The following is a 16,844-nucleotide window of genomic DNA, read 5'->3' as shown; positions in this document are numbered from 1 at the left end:
TAGAAAAGGACATATATGTACGATGTTATTATAATAGGAGGAGGACCGGCTGGCATGAATGCCGGGATGATATTAGGACGTTCGAGGCGTAAAGTAGTCATCTTTGATAATGGCAAGCCCAGAAACAGATGGGCTGTGGCTATGAACGGCTTCCTGAGCAGTGACGGGATGAGCCCAAAAGAGTTTTTGGACAAAGGAAGAGAAGAACTGAAGAAGTATAATGTAGATATTTTTAACAAAACAGTAGCCTCTGCCACTTATAGTAAAGGGGCTTTTGTTGTGAATGATACAGAAGGCACCGTTCACCGTTCGCGCAAGCTAATACTGGCAACGGGATTACGGGACATCCTCCCAGACCTGGAAGGATTTGAAGAAATGTATGGCAAGAGTATACACCATTGCCCCTATTGTGATGGGTGGGAATCCAAAGACATGGCCATTGCAGTTTATGGACAGGACCGCAAAGGGATCGGGCAGGCTCTTGCCATGAAAAACTGGAGTGACAAGGTTACCCTTTACACGGATGGCACAAGCAAACTGAATCGAAAAGACTTAGAACTGTTGAGCCGCAACGAAGTAGAGGTCTGCACCAAAGCCATAGCCCGTTTGCAGGGGAAAGAGGGCAGGCTACAACGTATTATTCTTCAGGATGGGGAGGAACGTGAACAGCAAGCGATGTTCTTCTCTACAGGTACTGTGCAGCAATGCGATTTAGGGGAGCAGTTGGGATGTGAGTTCACCAGCAAAGGAATCATCAAAACCCGTCGCCTTCAGCAGTCAAACATCCCCGGCTTGTATGTAGCCGGCGACGCGGACAGGGATGTTCAGTTAGTGATTGTGGCTGCCGCAGAGGGTGCCAAGGCTGGCGTTGCCATAAACATGGAACTACAGAAAGAAGAAAGGAAATAAGATTGCCGGCCTGTAAGCCGGCACCGAATCTATTCTCCTGATACAAGGTCCGCAAAAGAAGTTTGCTGCTTGCCATCAAGCATCTCTTCTTTTGGTATAGGCTGAAACAGGTGTTCCTTCAGGCAGTAGCGATAGCCGTTTACCAATAAGTGCATCTTAAGGTTTTCTACAGCGATCGGTTCATTTTCGGCAACCGCCCGCGTGTTAGAGAATTTTATTTGGCTGGCATCAATAATGGTTACAACCCCTGGTCCGAAGACCTCTACCTGGTTACCTTCCTTGATTATTATACCTGTCTCTTCACTCAATCCGATTCCAACATACTCAGGATCATGCGCCACAGCATGAGCTAAGCGTCCAAAACGACCCCGTTCAGCAAAGTGTGAATCGATGTATACATTTTTAATAAAAGAGAAGCCATGGGTCGTTTTCATCTCCCCTTTGATTAGGGAATAATGCCCGTACCCGTCATAAATCATTCGATCTGACATTACCGCTGCACCGGCACTTGTGCCAGAGATGATAATCTCTTCTTCTGCGTACCTGCGGCACATAAGATCCAGGAGCTTTGTTCCGTGCAGAAAGCTTGCAAGCCTTACCTGATCACCTCCGGTAAAAAAGATCACATCCGCTTTTTTGATACGCTCCAGGTTTTGCGCTGTATCGGCTTCATGCTCCTCATCAATACGCATATAACGTACGCTTGAACAACCTAGCTCCTCAAACGCCTCTTTATAGGCCTGTCCTGATTCTACAGCATTGGAAGCGATTGGGCCAGCAGTGGCTATCACTTCTATGTTGGAAGAAATGTTGCATATCTCAGACCGGATGAGCTTTATCAATCCATCATCATCTCCTCCACCAAGAGCTATAAGTTTTCCCTTTACTTCTTTCATATGTGCATTTACTCTTAAAGTGGTTTCTTATACTATATATCGCTTTTCTAAGTTGAGGCAATAACAGAATAAAGCAACCTGTGTTATACAAGCTACAGAATATTAACAATTTAAGGCAGCAAGAGTTCTTTAAGAGGCAATTCATTTCGCTCCGGCACACTTCCATCTGGCAGCTTCCATGGCCTTTGCTCTTTAAAAGGCAGCAAAAACAGATTCTTTGGAGATTGCTCCGCAGGATCACGGTATGAAGGTACACCAATTGTGATTTCATCCTGTGGCACGTTTAGCCGTAAAGTGCGATGAAGGCGGTCCCAGCACGAAAATATTACTGAAAAATTACTGTTGGTCTCTCTGGCCACAATTGAATGATGAATGCCATGCATTCGGGGTGTTACCAAAATATTGCAGAGCCTGCGCTCAACCTGGAAGGGCAGGCGCAGATTTGTATGATGAAAAGCGGTGCAGCCTTCGAAAATCACCTCATAAAAAAGAACAAGAGGGGCAGGGACACCAAGCAAGGCATTGAACCCACTACGATAGGGCACAGATGCAATATTTTCACCAACATGAAAGCGCCACGCAGTAGATAAATCCAGGTCCAGATCTATATGATGTACGTTATGAAAGCGCCACAGCAGGTCAGACTTGTGCAGCAGCACGTGCCACAGATAGTTGGAGTAGTCGAGTGCCACAAAACCAGCTAAGTAGCGAGCCCAGCGGGGGAAATTAAGCCAGTGCATAAGCCCAAAGCCTCTTTTATCTGCCCAGCTTGCCGCAGCATACATAAAGGGCAACAGTACTAAGCGTAGCGCTGGTAAAGATGCAGCTGCCACAGCACCATTTTCAATTAACCTTTTTGATCGGGGGCGGGTTCGCTTTCGCAACTGCCTCTTAGTCTCTAATACAAACAAGGTTGCAGCCACCATTCCAAGCAAAGGCATACCCACCTTATCAAACTTTGGGAACAGGAATTTCATAAGCCTTGCTACCTCAAAATCCAGTGTTTAGTTGCAGTCTGTTTTCAGGGAAAAGAGGAGCAGCAAAAGCAGAAATACAAGGTGCCTCAGGAGCAGCTTTTAAAAACTGTTCGGTAGCGAACATAAAACTGTTCGCACCCGGACAGCTTTAACAGTTAACAAAATAAATATCAACACTTAATTATTTGATTATCAATAACTTGCGCAGTTTGGCACACAAGATGTAATAGGATAATCAGAAATAAAAAAAATTATAGCAGCCCTAAGCAACCTTTACACTTAACCTGCTATCTATTAGAACAGAAGACAATAAAACTTAAAACTTTAAAAATTTACTACTATGAAAATTATCATCTTATTATTCGCCTTAGTATTCGGATTCGGAGCCACTGTAAAAAAATCAAGTGACGACCTGAAAGAGATCAAAGTTAGAGCAGAGCTTAACGAATACAAGACTTACCCTAACCTGCTGCCTGAAGTAGAAATTGTAGCTGAGAGAAGCTAGTCTCCTGAGCAAACTCTGAATTATTAAAAAGAACCAATTAACACTAACACTATGAAAATCATCATTCTTTTAATCGCCATCTTACTAGGTTTTGGTGCTACTCTAAAAAAATCAGCAGCTGACCAAAAAGAAATCAGTGCAAGAGTTGAAACACAGTCGTACCAGAGTTATCCAAACCTGTTGCCTGAAGTAAAAATCACAGCTTTACCAAGTTAATCAGACCTGCATTATCGCCATTAGTCAAAATACAACTATGAAAATCCTGGTCCTTTTATTCGGAATAATACTTGGCTTCTGCCTCGTTTGCAAAGACACATTTGATGTAAAAAATCAGGTGGCCCAACGCCAGCAATTATTGGCATCAACCAATGCACCCACTGTTGTACAGCCTCAGGCTATAAATATGTTATAGCCTGAGCAACAACATCCTTCCATTTCCTGCATGACACTCACTTAATTTAATCCTTCTTGATGTTACAAACTGCTGTCATTCCTGCAAAAAAATAGCAGCCTAAATACAATAGATAGATATTAATGACAAAAACAGCTTAATTAAGCAGGAATACCCATGTTACAATGCACCTTCAAAATACCTTTTATCTTATTATTTGCTGCTCTAAATTTACAGTTAGAACAGCAAATGAAGGGATAAGGCAATGAATTTCAGGGTTTTTACGTACAGCAACACTTCCAGACACCCTCTTGTTATTACTGTAATCAGCATAAGCAAATGTTTTCTGGTTACACTGCATAACATAAGACCCATACTATCCCGATTTTTCCCGGTGCCCGCTATAACACCATCTTCTTTATACTCAGGTTTACGGAAACCTCCCCTACAGCAATCGTACACTCACCCTACATCTCATTTGTACCTCGCTCACCAGGCACTGCATTTTTCCTATCAGGAGCATCAGCAGTTTCATGACCTTGAGGCAATGCCTCAGCTTTCGGAGCTCAGCAGAACCCTTGTATTAGACTTAGGAGAAGATTTAGCTGCCAGGGGACTGGTTGAGGTTACGTACAGGGCATCCAGAATGTACATAAGAATTACCTCTAAAGGAATAGCATATATGAAGAAACAGGAAAAAGAGCTACAACCCTATAATACCAACTTTTACTGTGTAGCATAGCCTCTATAGTTTGCCGAGCATGAGCGTAGCTGGAGGTTCCCCAACTGCAGATACGTAGCAAAACAAACTTAAACAGAAAATAGGTTAGACAAAAAATGCTTTGCTAAACAGTGCTCTTTTTCCTTTGAAGCCCGGCCCCGCCGGGCTTCAGCTTTTGTAGTATGAGTAGATTTGTACTTGGAAAAGATTAGTTCTCCTGCTTTTTGAAGATATCCAGAATACTACCCTTCTCGTCCTGCTTCTTTCTCTTCTTTCTAGACTGCTCTTTTTCTCCAAACGGCCACCAGCTCTTTTTCTCCTTTTTCTCTTTTACAAGTACATACCTCACAGATATGCCTGAAGAAAGATTTATCCAGTCTTCATGATTTATATGAAAGGCAGGCTTCACATCAGCAGAGAAAAGCAGCGGCAGCCCATTAACCTTATACTCTACACCCAGAATAGCATCAGCACCTGTAAATACCCCATTATCCTTCAGGTTACCCACATGAGCTCCGGCGCCTAAATAATAGTTAAACCTTTTGCCTAATATTGGGAAATGCCATTCATAAAGGGCGGTGCCACTGTATTCCCTGGCTCCTACTGCTATGATAGCTTCCAGCGTTCCCTGCTCATGCAACTTTTGTTGCAGAGAAAGCCCAAACTTATCACTTTCTATTCGCACACCGGCAGCAGTACGGTACTTCTGCGCATGGCTTACCATACTTATGCCACAGAAAAAACAGACAATAATCAGTATCCTCTTAATCATATACAAAGGGTGAAATAAAGCTTCAGAAACAAAAACCTTTCCTTTTTGCAAAGCTAGAATAACACAAGCGACTAACCTCAATGATAATTTTTATGTCGTGGTGAACCACCTATTTGTTTTATTGCTGAAATTCAGTAGCTTAACCTACTGTTACCGCACATTAAAACTATAAACCATGAAAAAAAATTTAGCATGGGCACCTGCTGCCCTTGTAGTTGCGGCCCTGTTTACCGGATGCCAGAGCAACACATCCAGTGAAAATCAGACAACTGAACCGGTGGTAAAAACTTATACCATTGATCAGTTCATGAACACCACTTCTATTACAGGCAGTGATTTTTCGCCTGACAACTCAAAGATACTTTATTCCAGCAATCAAACCGGCGTTTACAATGCATTTGAGGTACCAGTAACAGGAGGTGAACCCCGGCAGCTCACCAACTCAACGGATAACTCCGTGTTTGTTATATCTTATTTCCCGAAAGATGAGCGCATTTTGTACTCCAGCGATAAAGGAGGCAATGAAATTACGCACTTGTACATGCGCAGCCCTGATGGCACGGTAAAGAATCTGACACCAGAACCGGAGGCTAAGGCATCTTTTGCAGGTTGGAGCCACGACCAGAGCAGCTTTTTCTTTCTCTCCAACAAGCGCGATCCAAAATACTTTGACCTATATGAGATGGATCTGCAAACGCTGACGCCAAAGCTAGTGATGAAAAACGAGCAGGGCTTGGATGTTGCTGCTATTTCAAGAGACAAGAAACACATTGCACTGGTAAAGAGCATTAACACCAACAGCAGCGATATGTATCTGTATAACATGGAAACTAAGCAGCTGAAAAAGCTAACGGACCACAAGGAAGATATCAAATACGCTCCTGAGACTTTTACACCAGATAACAGGCAACTATACTTCCTGACCGATGAGGGAGGGGAATTTATGGAATTAAAAAGCTATGACCTTGCTACTGGTAATATTTCTAACGTTGAGAAAGCAGACTGGGACATTATGTATACCTACTTCTCACGTGACGGAAAGTACAGAGTGACAGCCATAAATAACGACGCCCGCACCGAGGTGAAAGTGTATGATACTGCAACAGGCAAGCAAATACAGCTGCCTGATGTACCTGCCGGGGATATAACAGGAGTGAACTTTTCGGATGATGAGAACATGATGGCTTTCTACGTAAACAGTCCCACCTCCTCGAGCAATCTTTATGTGCACGACTTTGAAGACAAAGAGACTAAGCAACTGACTAACACCATGAACCCGGATATCAACCAGGAAGACCTGGTGAAGACAGAGGTAGTCAGGTATAAGTCTTATGACGGGATGGAAATACCAGCCCTGCTGATGAAGCCTAAGAGCGCCGGCCCCAAAAATAAGGTACCGGCCGTACTTTGGATACATGGCGGACCAGGAGGCCAGACTCGCTTGAACTACAGTCCTTTGATGCAGTACCTGGTTAACCATGGCTATGCTGTGCTTGCTGTTAACAACCGCGGCAGTTCCGGCTACGGAAAAACTTTTTTCGCTGCCGACGATCAGAAACATGGCGACGTAGACCTGAAAGATGTGATAGAGGCCAAGAAGTATCTGGCAAGTACAGGCTATGTGGCAGAAGACAAAATCGGCATTATGGGTGGCAGTTACGGTGGCTACATGGTGCTGGCTGGGCTGGCTTTTACTCCTGATGAATTTGCTGTAGGGGTAAACCTGTTCGGTGTGGCAAACTGGTTGCGCACCTTAAAAAGCATTCCTCCTTATTGGGAGTCTTTCCGGGAGGCGCTGTACAAAGAGATGGGAAACCCTGAAACGGACTCAGCGGCTCTGTACAATAAGTCCCCGTTGTTTTTTGCTCATCAGATCAAGAAGCCATTGATGGTATTGCAGGGCGCCAACGATCCACGCGTATTAAAAGTAGAATCTGATGAGATTGTGGAAGCAGTTAAGAAGAACAACGTTCCTGTAGAGTACGTGGTATTCGACGATGAAGGACATGGCTTTGTGAAGAAGGAAAACCAGATAGAAGGTTACAGCGCTATCCTTGCTTTCTTAGACACTTACCTGAAAGGCAAACCAACTCCTGCCAACTCTGGTAGCCAAAAGTAGTAGCTTATACTTAAGTCTGCCAGGCAAGGCATAGTAACTGCCTGGCGGACTCAAACACTTCATTACTAACACAAACAAGGAATCAACCATGCAAGAGCTCGATCAACTGACACAGGAACTCTATAGCTGCGTGTGCTTTAAAAAAGGCGAAAAGCCTGATCTTAAAAAGCTTAAAACTCTTTTCTTCAGCAGCGGGAAACTAATAAATAACAGCGGCAGTGAACCAAAGGAGTTCACATCAGAGCAGTTTGCAAAAGAAGTTCGAGAACAAATTGAGAAAGGAGAAATAGAGGCCTTTCATGAGCAGGAGGTTTCCCATAAAACAGAAGTGTTTGGCAAAGTAGCGCAGCGGTTCAGCACCTATGAGGCTCGCTTCGATGAGGCTCACCCTGAACCTTTAGTGGTAGGTGTTAACTGCATTCAGTTCATACAGGTGGATGGGAAATGGCTGATCTCCTCTATGGCATGGGACGATGAAACAAAATAAGTAAGGCAACAGCACGAACTTTAGAAGCTCCCCCGGTAGCCGCGGCTCGCCTTTTTTTCGGCCTGCTTTTTCTTGTTCTCCAGCCTCCGACGCACAGAGGCACTGGATGGCTTGGTAGCTTTGCGCTTTTTTTGTTTCGTGAGCGCCTGCCGCAGCAGTTCATAAAACCTTTCCAAGCACAACTCTTTGTTCCGGAGTTGGCTTCGCTCTGTCTGGCACACAACCTGCAGGAAACCGTCGCTGTTGATCCGGCTGGCCAGCTTTTCCTGCACCAGTGCCTTTTCCTCATCACTCAACCTTTCTGAGTTCTGCACATCAAACTTAAGCTCCACTTTAGTGGCGACTTTATTTACGTTCTGGCCGCCAGCCCCTCCGCTTCTTGATGCTTGAAACTGAAGTTCTTTCTCTAAGTCTCTTTCTTTTAAATCCATTATTACTCTTCGTCTGCTAATGATACAGGTTACTGTATTTCATCATACGCAACCATTCCTTTAAGTATAACCGTAGGTAAAGCAAGCAAAATAAAGCTGATGCACCTATGAGAGAACGAGATTTATGGTATAAAAGAGCAATTGTATATGCCTTGGATGTAGAAACATTCCAAGACTCTAACGGAGATGGCATCGGCGATTTTCAAGGACTTACCGGACGACTGGACTACCTGGCTACCTTAGGCATTACCTGTATTTGGCTGTTACCATTTTACCCTACGCCTAACCGCGACAATGGCTATGATGTGATGGATTATTACAACGTAGACAGCCGACTGGGTACTCTGGGCGACTTTGCAGGCTTTGTGAAAGAAGCAAGTGAACGGGGAATGCGGGTCATCGTAGACCTGGTAATAAATCATACTTCTGATCAGCACCCGTGGTTCCAACAGGCACGGAAAGACAAGAACTCCAAGTACCGCAACTATTATACATGGCGGGAAAAGGAACCCGAAAACCCAGCCTATAAACCATCTTTTTCCGGGTTCCAGGAGAGCATCTGGAGTTACGATGAAGAAGCGGAGGCCTACTACCTGCACAGGTTCTATGCACACCAGCCAGACCTGAACTTCAATAATCCAGAGGTACGTAAGGAAATTCACCACATAATGGGCTTCTGGCTGGCACTCGGTGTATCGGGTTTCCGAATAGACGCTGCGCACATACTGGTTCAAAGTGATCAGGAGTATGATAACGACGAACATTACAGCCTGATTGAGGATATGCGCGACTACATTGGCATGCACAGCCGTGATGGAATACTTCTAGCTGAAGCCTCCGGACCTCCACAAGCTGTCGGGCGCTTTTTTGAGGGGAAGAACAGGATGCACATGATGTTCAACTTTCTGCTGAACCAGCACATATTCCTGGGACTGGCAAGAGAAAAAGGCAGCTCTATAGCAAAAGGGATGAAGATGCTTCCGGACAATGGCTACAGAGAGCAGTGGCTAAACTTTCTGCGGCACCACGATGAACTGAACGTAGAGGACCTTGAGCAGGACGAGCAGGAGATCATCTTCAAGAAGTTTGCACCAAAGGAAAACATGCGGGTGTATGGCCGCGGCATCAGGAGAAGACTACCCCCGATACTGGAAGGCAACAGAAGTAAAATAGAGCTCGCCTACAGCTTGCTGTTCAGTTTACCTGGCACACCCATGATACAGTACGGGGCAGAGATTGGTATGGGCGATGACCTGTCGTTAGAAGAGCGAAACAGCGTACGAACTGCCATGCAGTGGACAGATGAACCAAATGCAGGTTTCTCCAAATCGGCGGAGGCAGATCTGATCCGCCCTGTGATAAACAAGGGAGACTACTCCTACAAAAAAGTTAATGTTGTTCAACAGCAGCGCGATACTAACTCTCTACTAAACTGGATGGAGCGGGTGATACGCGTGCGCAGGCAATGCACGGAACTCGGCAATGGCAATTGCGGTGTAATTTCAATACCGGATAGCCGCGTGTTTGTACACTACTGCGAACTTCAGTACAAGCTTATTGCTGCACATAACCTTAGTGGAGAGAAAGTACAGATCCTGATTGATGACCTGAACAAAGAAGGCGTTTATATGACTGAAGTATTCAGCAACGGGGAATACAAAGAACCAAAAGATGGACAAGTGGAGATTAACCCTTATGGGTACCGTTGGTTCAGACTACACGCTCTGCCAGAAAAAAAGAAGGAAAGCCGCAAAAAGGATAAATAGCTGGTTTCTAAAGCAGTAAACAAACATGCCGCATTAGCGTTTACTTAAGCATAAAACCTTCAGTTATGAAATGGTCTCTTAACCTGGGGAAAATTGCTGGCATCAAAATATTGGTACACTGGACTTTTGCGCTACTGTTAGGGTGGATTGCATTTACCGAGTCTCAGCGTGGTAGCGACCTGTTTACCACTTTGCTGGCCATTGGTTTTATACTCTCAGTTTTCTTTTGCGTGGTACTGCACGAGCTTGGACATGCGCTGACTGCCCGCCGGTTTGGTATACAAACAAAAGTGATCACACTTTTACCTATAGGCGGTGTAGCCAGCCTTGAGCGAATGCCTGAAAAGCCGAAACAGGAGCTACTAATTGCCTTGGCTGGACCTGCCGTAAACGTAGTGATTGCATTTATTCTCTGGCTTGTGCTACCTTCTCTTCAGAACGTACCCGGTGAGGAATTCTTCCTGCGCATTACACCTGCTAACTTCTTCTACTTACTGCTGTTCGTAAACATTATTTTAGTTGTATTTAACGCTATTCCTGCCTTTCCAATGGATGGAGGACGTGTGCTCCGTGCTTTGCTGGCTTTTAAACTCGGCCGTGTGCGGGCTACTCAAATAGCTGCCAATCTGGGACAGTTATTGGCTATTTTCTTCATCTTCATCGGCTTCTTTTATAGTCCTTTCCTCATTTTAATTGGTGCATTTGTTTTTTTCGGAGCATACGCGGAGAACATGCTGGTGCAACACCTGGACTTTTTAAAAGGGCATAGGGTACGCGAAGGCATGATGACAAACTTTGTGACCTTAGCACCAACTGATACTGTGCGGGATGCACTAAATAAACTGCTGATGGGCTCAGAACATGAATTCATTGTTGAGCTCGACGGACAGGTGGTTGGAACCCTCACTCGCTCCCAACTTATCCAGGCTGTTAAAGAAGAGCAAATGGCAACCCCTGTTCTGGATGTGATGTCGCAGGAATTTAAAACATTCAATGTGGAGGACAAGCTCTCTGAAGCCTACACGGAGCTTCAGAAAACACGCGCCCCTTTATACCCGGTACTTGAGAACGGTCGTTTAGCCGGTGTAATTAACACAGATAACATCAATGAATTTATCATGATAAAGTCTGCGCTGATGCATTAATTTTTGCCTTCTCCAATTCCCTTGCCTACAGCTTCTTTCCTGTATTACCTTCGTTTTTCACCCGCTTTGATTTCATTGTACGAAATTTATCGTAAATAAATCTTTCTTTTACGAAATCATTCGTATATACTTGTAGTGAGCCAAACACTACCACTAAACACCTTTTAACTACTACTATGGAGAAAGCCCCTAAACCTACCGAATCTGAACTGGAGATACTGCAGGTGCTTTGGCAGCATGGGCCAAGCACCGTACGCTTTGTGCATGAACAACTAAGCAAATCAAAAGAAGTTGGCTATACCACCACACTCAAGCTGATGCAGATTATGGCCGAGAAAGGAATGCTTGAGGCAGACAAGACCAGTCGCTCTCATATATTCCGCCCCCTGTTAGAGGAAGAGCACACGCAGCGGCAACTGCTTGACCGTTTTTTAGATGCTGCTTTTAGAGGGTCAGCCAGTAAATTGGTAATGCAGGCCCTTGGCAACAGCAGCGCTTCTAAAGAAGAATTAGACGAGATCAGAAACTTATTAGACAAACTGGAAGGAGGTAAAAAATGAACCAGGTACTGAGTTTATTTTCAGAGAAAATAGTGCAGGCCATCGGCTGGACGCTGCTACACTCCCTGTGGCAAGGAGCTTTATTAGCGCTGTTATTAGGTTTTATTATGCTGCTCCTGCACCGGCATACAGCCAGGATCCGCTATATTATTGCTGGCAGTACGTTATTAGTGCAAGTCCTGCTTTCAGCAATAACGTTTGATCACTACATCTTAAGAGCATCTGAAGAACCCTTCTCTGGCTCCGGCGCCATAGCCATAAGCAGTACGGCTCCTTTTGAGGAAACTACGCTGGCAGCAGATACTTATTTCTGGACCGCACCGCTCTTTTCAGCCAAACTGTACTTTGAGCAGCACCTGCCACTGCTGGTAACCCTTTGGCTGATGGGGCTTGTGCTGATGACGCTACGTTTTTTGGGCGGCCTGGCTTATATGCAGCGCCTGCGTCACTATAAAACAACTCCTCTTTCCGAAAAATGGCAGCAAAGGCTTTCATTGCTCCGCCAGGAGCTGGGCATGTCTAAGGCGGTCCGTTTAGTTGAGTCAGGGATGGTGAAAGTTCCAATGGCAATCGGTTATGCCAAACCAGTTATCCTGATGCCCCTTGGTGCTGTAGCAGGATTATCGCAGGCACAGGTAGAGGCGATACTGGCACATGAATTAGCGCACATTCTTCGTCGTGATTACCTGTTCAACTTACTGCAGTCGGTAATAGACATACTTTTCTTCTATCATCCGGCGATGTGGTGGATATCAGGCCAGGTACGGGCCGAGCGTGAAAACTGCTGCGATGATATGGCTGTTTCTGTCTGTGGCAACAATCTGATCTATGCACGTGCCCTTGCTGAATTGGAGGCAATGCGTATGCCTGCCGGTCCGGCCCTTTCTGTAGCTTTTTCCGGTAGCCGCGGATCTCTGATAAGCCGCATTAAGCGCCTGGCTGGGCAGCAGTCTTTCAGGCCTACTTTCACAGAAGGATTTGTTGCTGCTTTCGTTTTAATGGCTGGTATTCTCGCATTTTCTTTCGGAGCCATGGCCAGCTTAAAACCTGAAAATAAAATTTCTGAAAAGGTAGAGGCCGCTACCTTTAGCAAGGAAACCACTCCTGCCATAACTGCCGGTTCAGAGGAAACGAACGCCTTCTCTTTCACTGCACAGGATTCAACAGGTCAGAAACGCGATGTGGTGATCATTCAAAACAAGAAAGGTAAAGTGAAGGAGTTATATGTGGATGGAAAACGCATTCCTAAAAAAGACATAGCTGCTTATAACAATCTGATTGAGCAACGCTTACAGGCAATAGAGAACGCTCCGAAAGCAAGTGCTGCTGAGGTTGCAAAAGCAATGACAGAGGAACGTAATGCTGTTGCTAAGGCAGAGCGCAGGCAGCAGGAAAACTATGATTACAGCTTCCGGTTCTATGCAGGTCAGGGTGACTCATTAAGCTACCCACCAGCACCACCCATGCCTCCTATGACACCTATGGCTCCTATGCCGCCCATGCCTCCGGCACCACCTGCTCCTCCACTCTCTGGCGACAAAGAAGCTCAAAAGCGCTATAGCGAAGCAATGAAGCAGTATGAGAAGGAAATAAAGGAGTTTGAGCAACGGGTGCAGCGTTCTGTTAAAGAGGTACAACGCCATGATGAAAGAGCCGCTTTACAGGCAGAGCATAGCAGGGGGATGGCAAGGCGCCATGAAGAAATGGCTGTTAAACACAAGGAAATGGCCAAGCTACACCAGGAGCGTATGCAGCAGCTTAAGAAAGAAATGGTGAAAGACGGGCTTCTGAAAAAGGACACAGGTGAGATAGACATCCGCATGACCAAAGACAGCTTCTATGTTAATGGAGAGAAGCAATCGCAGGAGCTTTTCGAAAAATATAAAAAACTGCTAGATGTGAAAGTTGAAGGCGAAGGAAACTATAACTTCCAGTACAACCTCAAGTAGAACTATACTGCTGATACCTTAATAACCTGCCGGAATATGATTTCGGCAGGTTATTTTTTAACTTGTTGTATAGCTTTGTCTTATTACATGAAACAATGTATACTTTAATAAGTTATTTTCCGTAAGTATAACACGCTGCAGTTAACCTGTAGCCTTTGCTGTACCAAACACTACAAATTAAACTGTAACAGTTTGTATGATAAAACTATACGCTGCCAAAATTACCACTATGTGTATCAAAACACACCTACTCCTTATAACTCTGCTTCTTCTGTCAGTAAGCGGTTTCGCAGACGAAAGACAGCACATGGAGCCCGTTTCCCTCGAAGAACGAACCCAAAACTCAGACATAATTATAGAAGGGGAAGTTATCTCTCAAAAGTCTTTTTGGGACAGCAGACATGAGAACATTTACACCTCAAATATCATACGAGTGTACAAAGTGTTTAAAGGCGAAGTTAAAGCCGAAGAGATTGAGTTGATTACTAAGGGAGGTACAGTAGGCTTGAAAATGCATGTGCATTCGACTGCTCTTGAGCTGGACAAGGGAGAACAGGGTATATTCTTCCTTAACAAGAATCAGCCTATTCAAAATACACCTGGGGGGCAAAGGTTGAAAACACGAGCTTATGCCGGACCACAGGGTTTTATAGATTATAACTTGACTGGAGGCCCTGTAAAGGACGTGTTTAATGAATATAGCTCTGTGCAGGATATTTATAGAAAGATCAAGTCTATTACAAACACACAGATCAGGGTGATTTCAGAAAATGAAAAGCTAAAAAAAAATGCCAATAACTCCCAAACACAGGAGCAAAGTTCACTGGCTATCCCTGTTATTACCAGCTTCTCTCCAACATTGGCCACAGCCGGAACGCGTACTGTGCTTACTATAAATGGCACTGGCTTTGGCGCCACACGTGGCAATGGTATGGTTCAGTTCTTGGATGCTCAACGAGGAGGCAGAGATAAAACTGGGCTCCTTTTCATGACACCACTTCCTTCTCACTACATTTCCTGGAGCAATACACAGATTAAATTATATATTCCTTCAATTGGTGTTGATCGGGGTGTTGCAGGCACAGGCCCTATTCGCGTTACATCGAATGACGGCACCAGTATCACAACCTCACAAGAGTTAGTTATTGAATACGTATATTCAAATCTTTCCTTTGAAAATAAGCCTTTTCAGCCGAAGCTTATTAATGATAACGGCCAAGGAGGATACACAATACAGCTTGCTCCTAGCATACAGAATCGCGCTGCGGCGAGAGAGGGTTTCCTAAGAGCCCTCAACAGCTGGGTCTGTGCTACTGAGGTAAACTGGGAAATCGGGTCACCTTCAACTTCTGAGACAACAGCTGAGGATAATAGAAATATTATCCGATTTGTTGCCCCCAGCGATTTAGGTGAAATGGTACTTGCTTCTACAATCAGTCGCTACGAAGGTTGTGCCAGTAGCTCAGATACTCTCTTTTATCTTTCAGAATTTGACATGCAGATAAACAACAGTATAAATTGGCAGTATGGCCCTGCACCACCCGCACCTTCCTCACGGCAATTCGATTTTGAAACTGTTATGCTGCACGAGTTAGGTCACGCGCATCAGTTAGGGCATGTTATTCTTCCACGTGCTGTTATGCACTATGCTATTGCATTCGAACAATTGTTTCGGGACTTAAGTGCAGCAGACGTGAGAGGCGGTACCTTTGTATTGGCAAACAGCACAGGTACCAGCGTTTGCCGACAATCACCCATGGTACCAGAACCGGAGGGAGACTGCGATTTAGCTCCGGAAATCTTTACTTTAAGCGCTGCTTTTCAGGCCCAACGGGTTCTGGTAAGTTGGCAAACAAATGAAGAACTCGCAGTTGATTTTTTTGTAGTGCAGCGCAGCGAAAACAGTAATGATTGGTCAGATATAGCCACAGTGGATGCAAAAGGACCAAGCACCGGCACTCTTGACTATACATATACGGATGCAAATCCATTACCTGATATAAGCTACTACCGCATTAAAGTAGTGTATGTAGACGGGGCCTCCAGGCTTTCTCCACGCGTCCGCGTACTGGATCCTGCCTCATTACGCGTACTTCGCATTTACCCTAACCCAATTCCACCAGAAAGACACTCTGTTAGGTTGCTTTATTTGGTGAATGCAAGTACTACCATGACTGTTCACCTTTATGATACTACCGGAAAATTGGTACGAGAGTATACAATAGAGCTGACTGATGTAAATACACCAGTTGACCTGCCGTTGCAAGGTCTTGCCTCAGGTATGTACATCGCGCGCTGGCAGGAAAAGATTAACAGCGGAGAGTTTAAAATAATAAGGTTATAAGACCTAAAGAATAAAACAGCCGGGGGTGCAAAATGCTCCCCCGGCTGTTTTGATTTTAGACAAGAACAACCTTTTGCTAATCAACCTTTATCTTCTTCTTAGGCTTCTCCTGCTCCTTCCCTTTAGGCACAGAAAGGTGCAGCACCCCATCCTTATAACTAGCCTTTATGTCATCTTCATTCACAGATTCAGGCAATCTGAAAGAGCGGCTGAAAGAGCTGTAGTTATACTCTCTGCGAGTATAGTTTTCTTCTTCTTGCTTCTTCTCCTCTTCTTTATGCGAGCTGATGGTTAACATCCCCTCGTTCACATCAATGTTAAAGTCTTCTTTCTTCATACCAGGAGCTGCCACCTCAATACTGTAGTCTTTTTCGTTTTCACGAATATTAGTGGCAGGCATATTAGCCATCATCTGCCGGTTCATTTGCATGGGCATTCCCCAGAAGTCGTTGTCAAAAAAGCGATCCATGTCGCTAAAGAAATTCGAAAATGTGGAACGGGTTGGTGTGGAAGCCCCACCGTTCCTTCTTGTTAAGTTTGCCATAATTTCCTCCTTGTTTATGATTGTTGCAAAAAATCAATAGTATAAACTATGCAAGAAGAACTTACACAAACTTTTTTACGCTCTAGAAATGAGGGTGTTGTCACTAACATTCGTTTTTAACTATAAGAAAACAGCAGCTTACTCAGTTAAAATTACTTTTAACCTATGTCATCACACTTCATTAACTTTTTAAATAACTAAGAGGAGAGCTATTTTAAAAAAGAAGTAAGAGCACCTTTTACAGATGCTCTTACTAGCTTTTCACAAACAACTAAAGATTAGATTTACAATCAAGTGCTGTAAAGTTTTACAGCACTTGATTGTAGCA

General features: G+C 44.5%; 16 protein-coding genes. 11 read left to right on the top strand and 5 right to left on the bottom strand.

All coding sequences use genetic code 11. The features are described from left to right. The first annotated feature begins 15 nt into the window (after nt 1–15). Nucleotides 16–909: an NAD(P)/FAD-dependent oxidoreductase gene (locus ACFSRY_RS09730; RefSeq protein ID WP_377506113.1), complete on the top strand. Its 894-nt coding sequence runs from the start codon at nt 16–18 to the stop codon at nt 907–909. Between the two features lie 29 nt (nt 910–938). Here the strand turns inward: ACFSRY_RS09730 and ACFSRY_RS09725 are convergent, their stop codons facing one another. Both ACFSRY_RS09725 and ACFSRY_RS09720 read right to left on the bottom strand, forming a co-directional pair. After that, on the bottom strand, nt 939–1,805 hold the full coding sequence (locus ACFSRY_RS09725; protein WP_377506110.1) for a cyanophycinase: 867 nt from the start codon (nt 1,803–1,805) through the stop codon (nt 939–941). 110 nt (nt 1,806–1,915) lie between these two features. After that, nucleotides 1,916–2,782, bottom strand: coding sequence for a sterol desaturase family protein (locus tag ACFSRY_RS09720; RefSeq protein ID WP_377506107.1), 867 nt, complete (start codon nt 2,780–2,782; stop codon nt 1,916–1,918). A gap of 340 nt (nt 2,783–3,122) precedes the next feature. On the opposite strand from ACFSRY_RS09720, the gene ACFSRY_RS09715 reads away from it, so the two are divergent. The 3 genes from ACFSRY_RS09715 to ACFSRY_RS09705 are packed head-to-tail and all read left to right on the top strand — an operon-like array spanning nt 3,123 to nt 3,699. Continuing rightward, nucleotides 3,123–3,287 carry a hypothetical protein gene (locus ACFSRY_RS09715; RefSeq protein ID WP_377506104.1) on the top strand — a complete coding sequence of 55 codons (165 nt, stop codon included), beginning with the start codon at nt 3,123–3,125 and terminating at the stop codon, nt 3,285–3,287. A gap of 51 nt (nt 3,288–3,338) precedes the next feature. After that, the gene (locus ACFSRY_RS09710; protein WP_377506101.1) at nt 3,339–3,503 is read left to right on the top strand and encodes a hypothetical protein; all 165 of its coding nucleotides are present in this window, start codon (nt 3,339–3,341) and stop codon (nt 3,501–3,503) included. Nucleotides 3,504–3,540: 37 nt separating this feature from the next. Further along, nucleotides 3,541–3,699, top strand: coding sequence for a hypothetical protein (locus tag ACFSRY_RS09705; RefSeq protein ID WP_377506098.1), 159 nt, complete (start codon nt 3,541–3,543; stop codon nt 3,697–3,699). A gap of 908 nt (nt 3,700–4,607) precedes the next feature. On the opposite strand, the gene ACFSRY_RS09700 is transcribed toward ACFSRY_RS09705, so the two are convergent. Then, the gene (locus ACFSRY_RS09700) at nt 4,608–5,171 is read right to left on the bottom strand and encodes a hypothetical protein (RefSeq protein WP_377506095.1); all 564 of its coding nucleotides are present in this window, start codon (nt 5,169–5,171) and stop codon (nt 4,608–4,610) included. 175 nt (nt 5,172–5,346) lie between these two features. Here ACFSRY_RS09700 and ACFSRY_RS09695 point away from each other — a divergent pair, with 175 nt between their 5' ends. Both ACFSRY_RS09695 and ACFSRY_RS09690 read left to right on the top strand, forming a co-directional pair. After that, nucleotides 5,347–7,290 carry a S9 family peptidase gene (locus tag ACFSRY_RS09695; protein WP_377506092.1) on the top strand — a complete coding sequence of 648 codons (1,944 nt, stop codon included), beginning with the start codon at nt 5,347–5,349 and terminating at the stop codon, nt 7,288–7,290. Nucleotides 7,291–7,378: 88 nt separating this feature from the next. Beyond that, a complete protein-coding gene (locus tag ACFSRY_RS09690; RefSeq protein WP_377506089.1) occupies nt 7,379–7,777 on the top strand; it encodes a hypothetical protein in 399 nt (132 codons plus the stop codon). A gap of 20 nt (nt 7,778–7,797) precedes the next feature. Here ACFSRY_RS09690 and arfB read toward each other — a convergent pair whose 3' ends face one another. Continuing rightward, nucleotides 7,798–8,211 carry an alternative ribosome rescue aminoacyl-tRNA hydrolase ArfB gene (gene arfB / locus ACFSRY_RS09685; RefSeq protein ID WP_377506206.1) on the bottom strand — a complete coding sequence of 138 codons (414 nt, stop codon included), beginning with the start codon at nt 8,209–8,211 and terminating at the stop codon, nt 7,798–7,800. 104 nt (nt 8,212–8,315) lie between these two features. On the opposite strand from arfB, the gene ACFSRY_RS09680 reads away from it, so the two are divergent. The 5 genes from ACFSRY_RS09680 to ACFSRY_RS09660 all read left to right on the top strand — a co-directional run bounded on the left by ACFSRY_RS09680 (nt 8,316) and on the right by ACFSRY_RS09660 (nt 15,972). Then, entirely contained in the window at nt 8,316–9,974 is a 1,659-nt protein-coding gene (locus ACFSRY_RS09680; protein WP_377506086.1) for an alpha-amylase family protein, read from the top strand. Between the two features lie 65 nt (nt 9,975–10,039). Beyond that, nucleotides 10,040–11,119: a site-2 protease family protein gene (locus ACFSRY_RS09675; RefSeq protein ID WP_377506083.1), complete on the top strand. Its 1,080-nt coding sequence runs from the start codon at nt 10,040–10,042 to the stop codon at nt 11,117–11,119. Nucleotides 11,120–11,295: 176 nt separating this feature from the next. Then, the gene (locus tag ACFSRY_RS09670; RefSeq protein ID WP_377506080.1) at nt 11,296–11,679 is read left to right on the top strand and encodes a BlaI/MecI/CopY family transcriptional regulator; all 384 of its coding nucleotides are present in this window, start codon (nt 11,296–11,298) and stop codon (nt 11,677–11,679) included. Further along, the gene (locus ACFSRY_RS09665) at nt 11,676–13,628 is read left to right on the top strand and encodes a M56 family metallopeptidase (RefSeq protein ID WP_377506076.1); all 1,953 of its coding nucleotides are present in this window, start codon (nt 11,676–11,678) and stop codon (nt 13,626–13,628) included. Before ACFSRY_RS09670 ends, ACFSRY_RS09665 begins: the two co-directional genes overlap by 4 nt. Before the next feature lie 196 nt (nt 13,629–13,824). Next, nucleotides 13,825–15,972 (top strand): T9SS type A sorting domain-containing protein, encoded by a 2,148-nt coding sequence (locus ACFSRY_RS09660; protein ID WP_377506073.1) that lies wholly within the window; start codon nt 13,825–13,827, stop codon nt 15,970–15,972. A 76-nt stretch (nt 15,973–16,048) separates the two neighbouring features. Here the strand turns inward: ACFSRY_RS09660 and ACFSRY_RS09655 are convergent, their stop codons facing one another. Next, complete coding sequence (locus ACFSRY_RS09655; protein ID WP_377506070.1) at nt 16,049–16,516, bottom strand: Hsp20/alpha crystallin family protein; 468 nt, start codon at nt 16,514–16,516, stop codon at nt 16,049–16,051. Nucleotides 16,517–16,844 lie beyond the last annotated feature (328 nt).

Origin of the sequence: Pontibacter locisalis, assembly GCF_042684605.1 — a bacterium.
In the GTDB taxonomy this organism is placed as follows: Bacteria; Bacteroidota; Bacteroidia; order Cytophagales; family Hymenobacteraceae; genus Pontibacter; species Pontibacter locisalis.
Note: the sequence above shows the minus strand (reverse complement) of the source record. Positions and strands in the feature narration are given on the sequence as shown.

Excerpts from the sequence above, each read along its gene's own strand:
- ACFSRY_RS09730 (WP_377506113.1), top strand. The coding sequence starts at position 16 with ATGTACGATGTTATTATAATAGGAGGAGGACCGGCTGGCATGAATGCC.
- ACFSRY_RS09725 (WP_377506110.1), bottom strand. The coding sequence starts at position 1,805 with ATGAAAGAAGTAAAGGGAAAACTTATAGCTCTTGGTGGAGGAGATGAT.
- ACFSRY_RS09720 (WP_377506107.1), bottom strand. The coding sequence starts at position 2,782 with ATGAAATTCCTGTTCCCAAAGTTTGATAAGGTGGGTATGCCTTTGCTT.
- ACFSRY_RS09715 (WP_377506104.1), top strand. The coding sequence starts at position 3,123 with ATGAAAATTATCATCTTATTATTCGCCTTAGTATTCGGATTCGGAGCC.
- ACFSRY_RS09710 (WP_377506101.1), top strand. The coding sequence starts at position 3,339 with ATGAAAATCATCATTCTTTTAATCGCCATCTTACTAGGTTTTGGTGCT.
- ACFSRY_RS09705 (WP_377506098.1), top strand. The coding sequence starts at position 3,541 with ATGAAAATCCTGGTCCTTTTATTCGGAATAATACTTGGCTTCTGCCTC.
- ACFSRY_RS09700 (WP_377506095.1), bottom strand. The coding sequence starts at position 5,171 with ATGATTAAGAGGATACTGATTATTGTCTGTTTTTTCTGTGGCATAAGT.
- ACFSRY_RS09695 (WP_377506092.1), top strand. The coding sequence starts at position 5,347 with ATGAAAAAAAATTTAGCATGGGCACCTGCTGCCCTTGTAGTTGCGGCC.
- ACFSRY_RS09690 (WP_377506089.1), top strand. The coding sequence starts at position 7,379 with ATGCAAGAGCTCGATCAACTGACACAGGAACTCTATAGCTGCGTGTGC.
- ACFSRY_RS09680 (WP_377506086.1), top strand. The coding sequence starts at position 8,316 with ATGAGAGAACGAGATTTATGGTATAAAAGAGCAATTGTATATGCCTTG.
- ACFSRY_RS09675 (WP_377506083.1), top strand. The coding sequence starts at position 10,040 with ATGAAATGGTCTCTTAACCTGGGGAAAATTGCTGGCATCAAAATATTG.
- ACFSRY_RS09670 (WP_377506080.1), top strand. The coding sequence starts at position 11,296 with ATGGAGAAAGCCCCTAAACCTACCGAATCTGAACTGGAGATACTGCAG.
- ACFSRY_RS09665 (WP_377506076.1), top strand. The coding sequence starts at position 11,676 with ATGAACCAGGTACTGAGTTTATTTTCAGAGAAAATAGTGCAGGCCATC.
- ACFSRY_RS09660 (WP_377506073.1), top strand. The coding sequence starts at position 13,825 with ATGATAAAACTATACGCTGCCAAAATTACCACTATGTGTATCAAAACA.
- ACFSRY_RS09655 (WP_377506070.1), bottom strand. The coding sequence starts at position 16,516 with ATGGCAAACTTAACAAGAAGGAACGGTGGGGCTTCCACACCAACCCGT.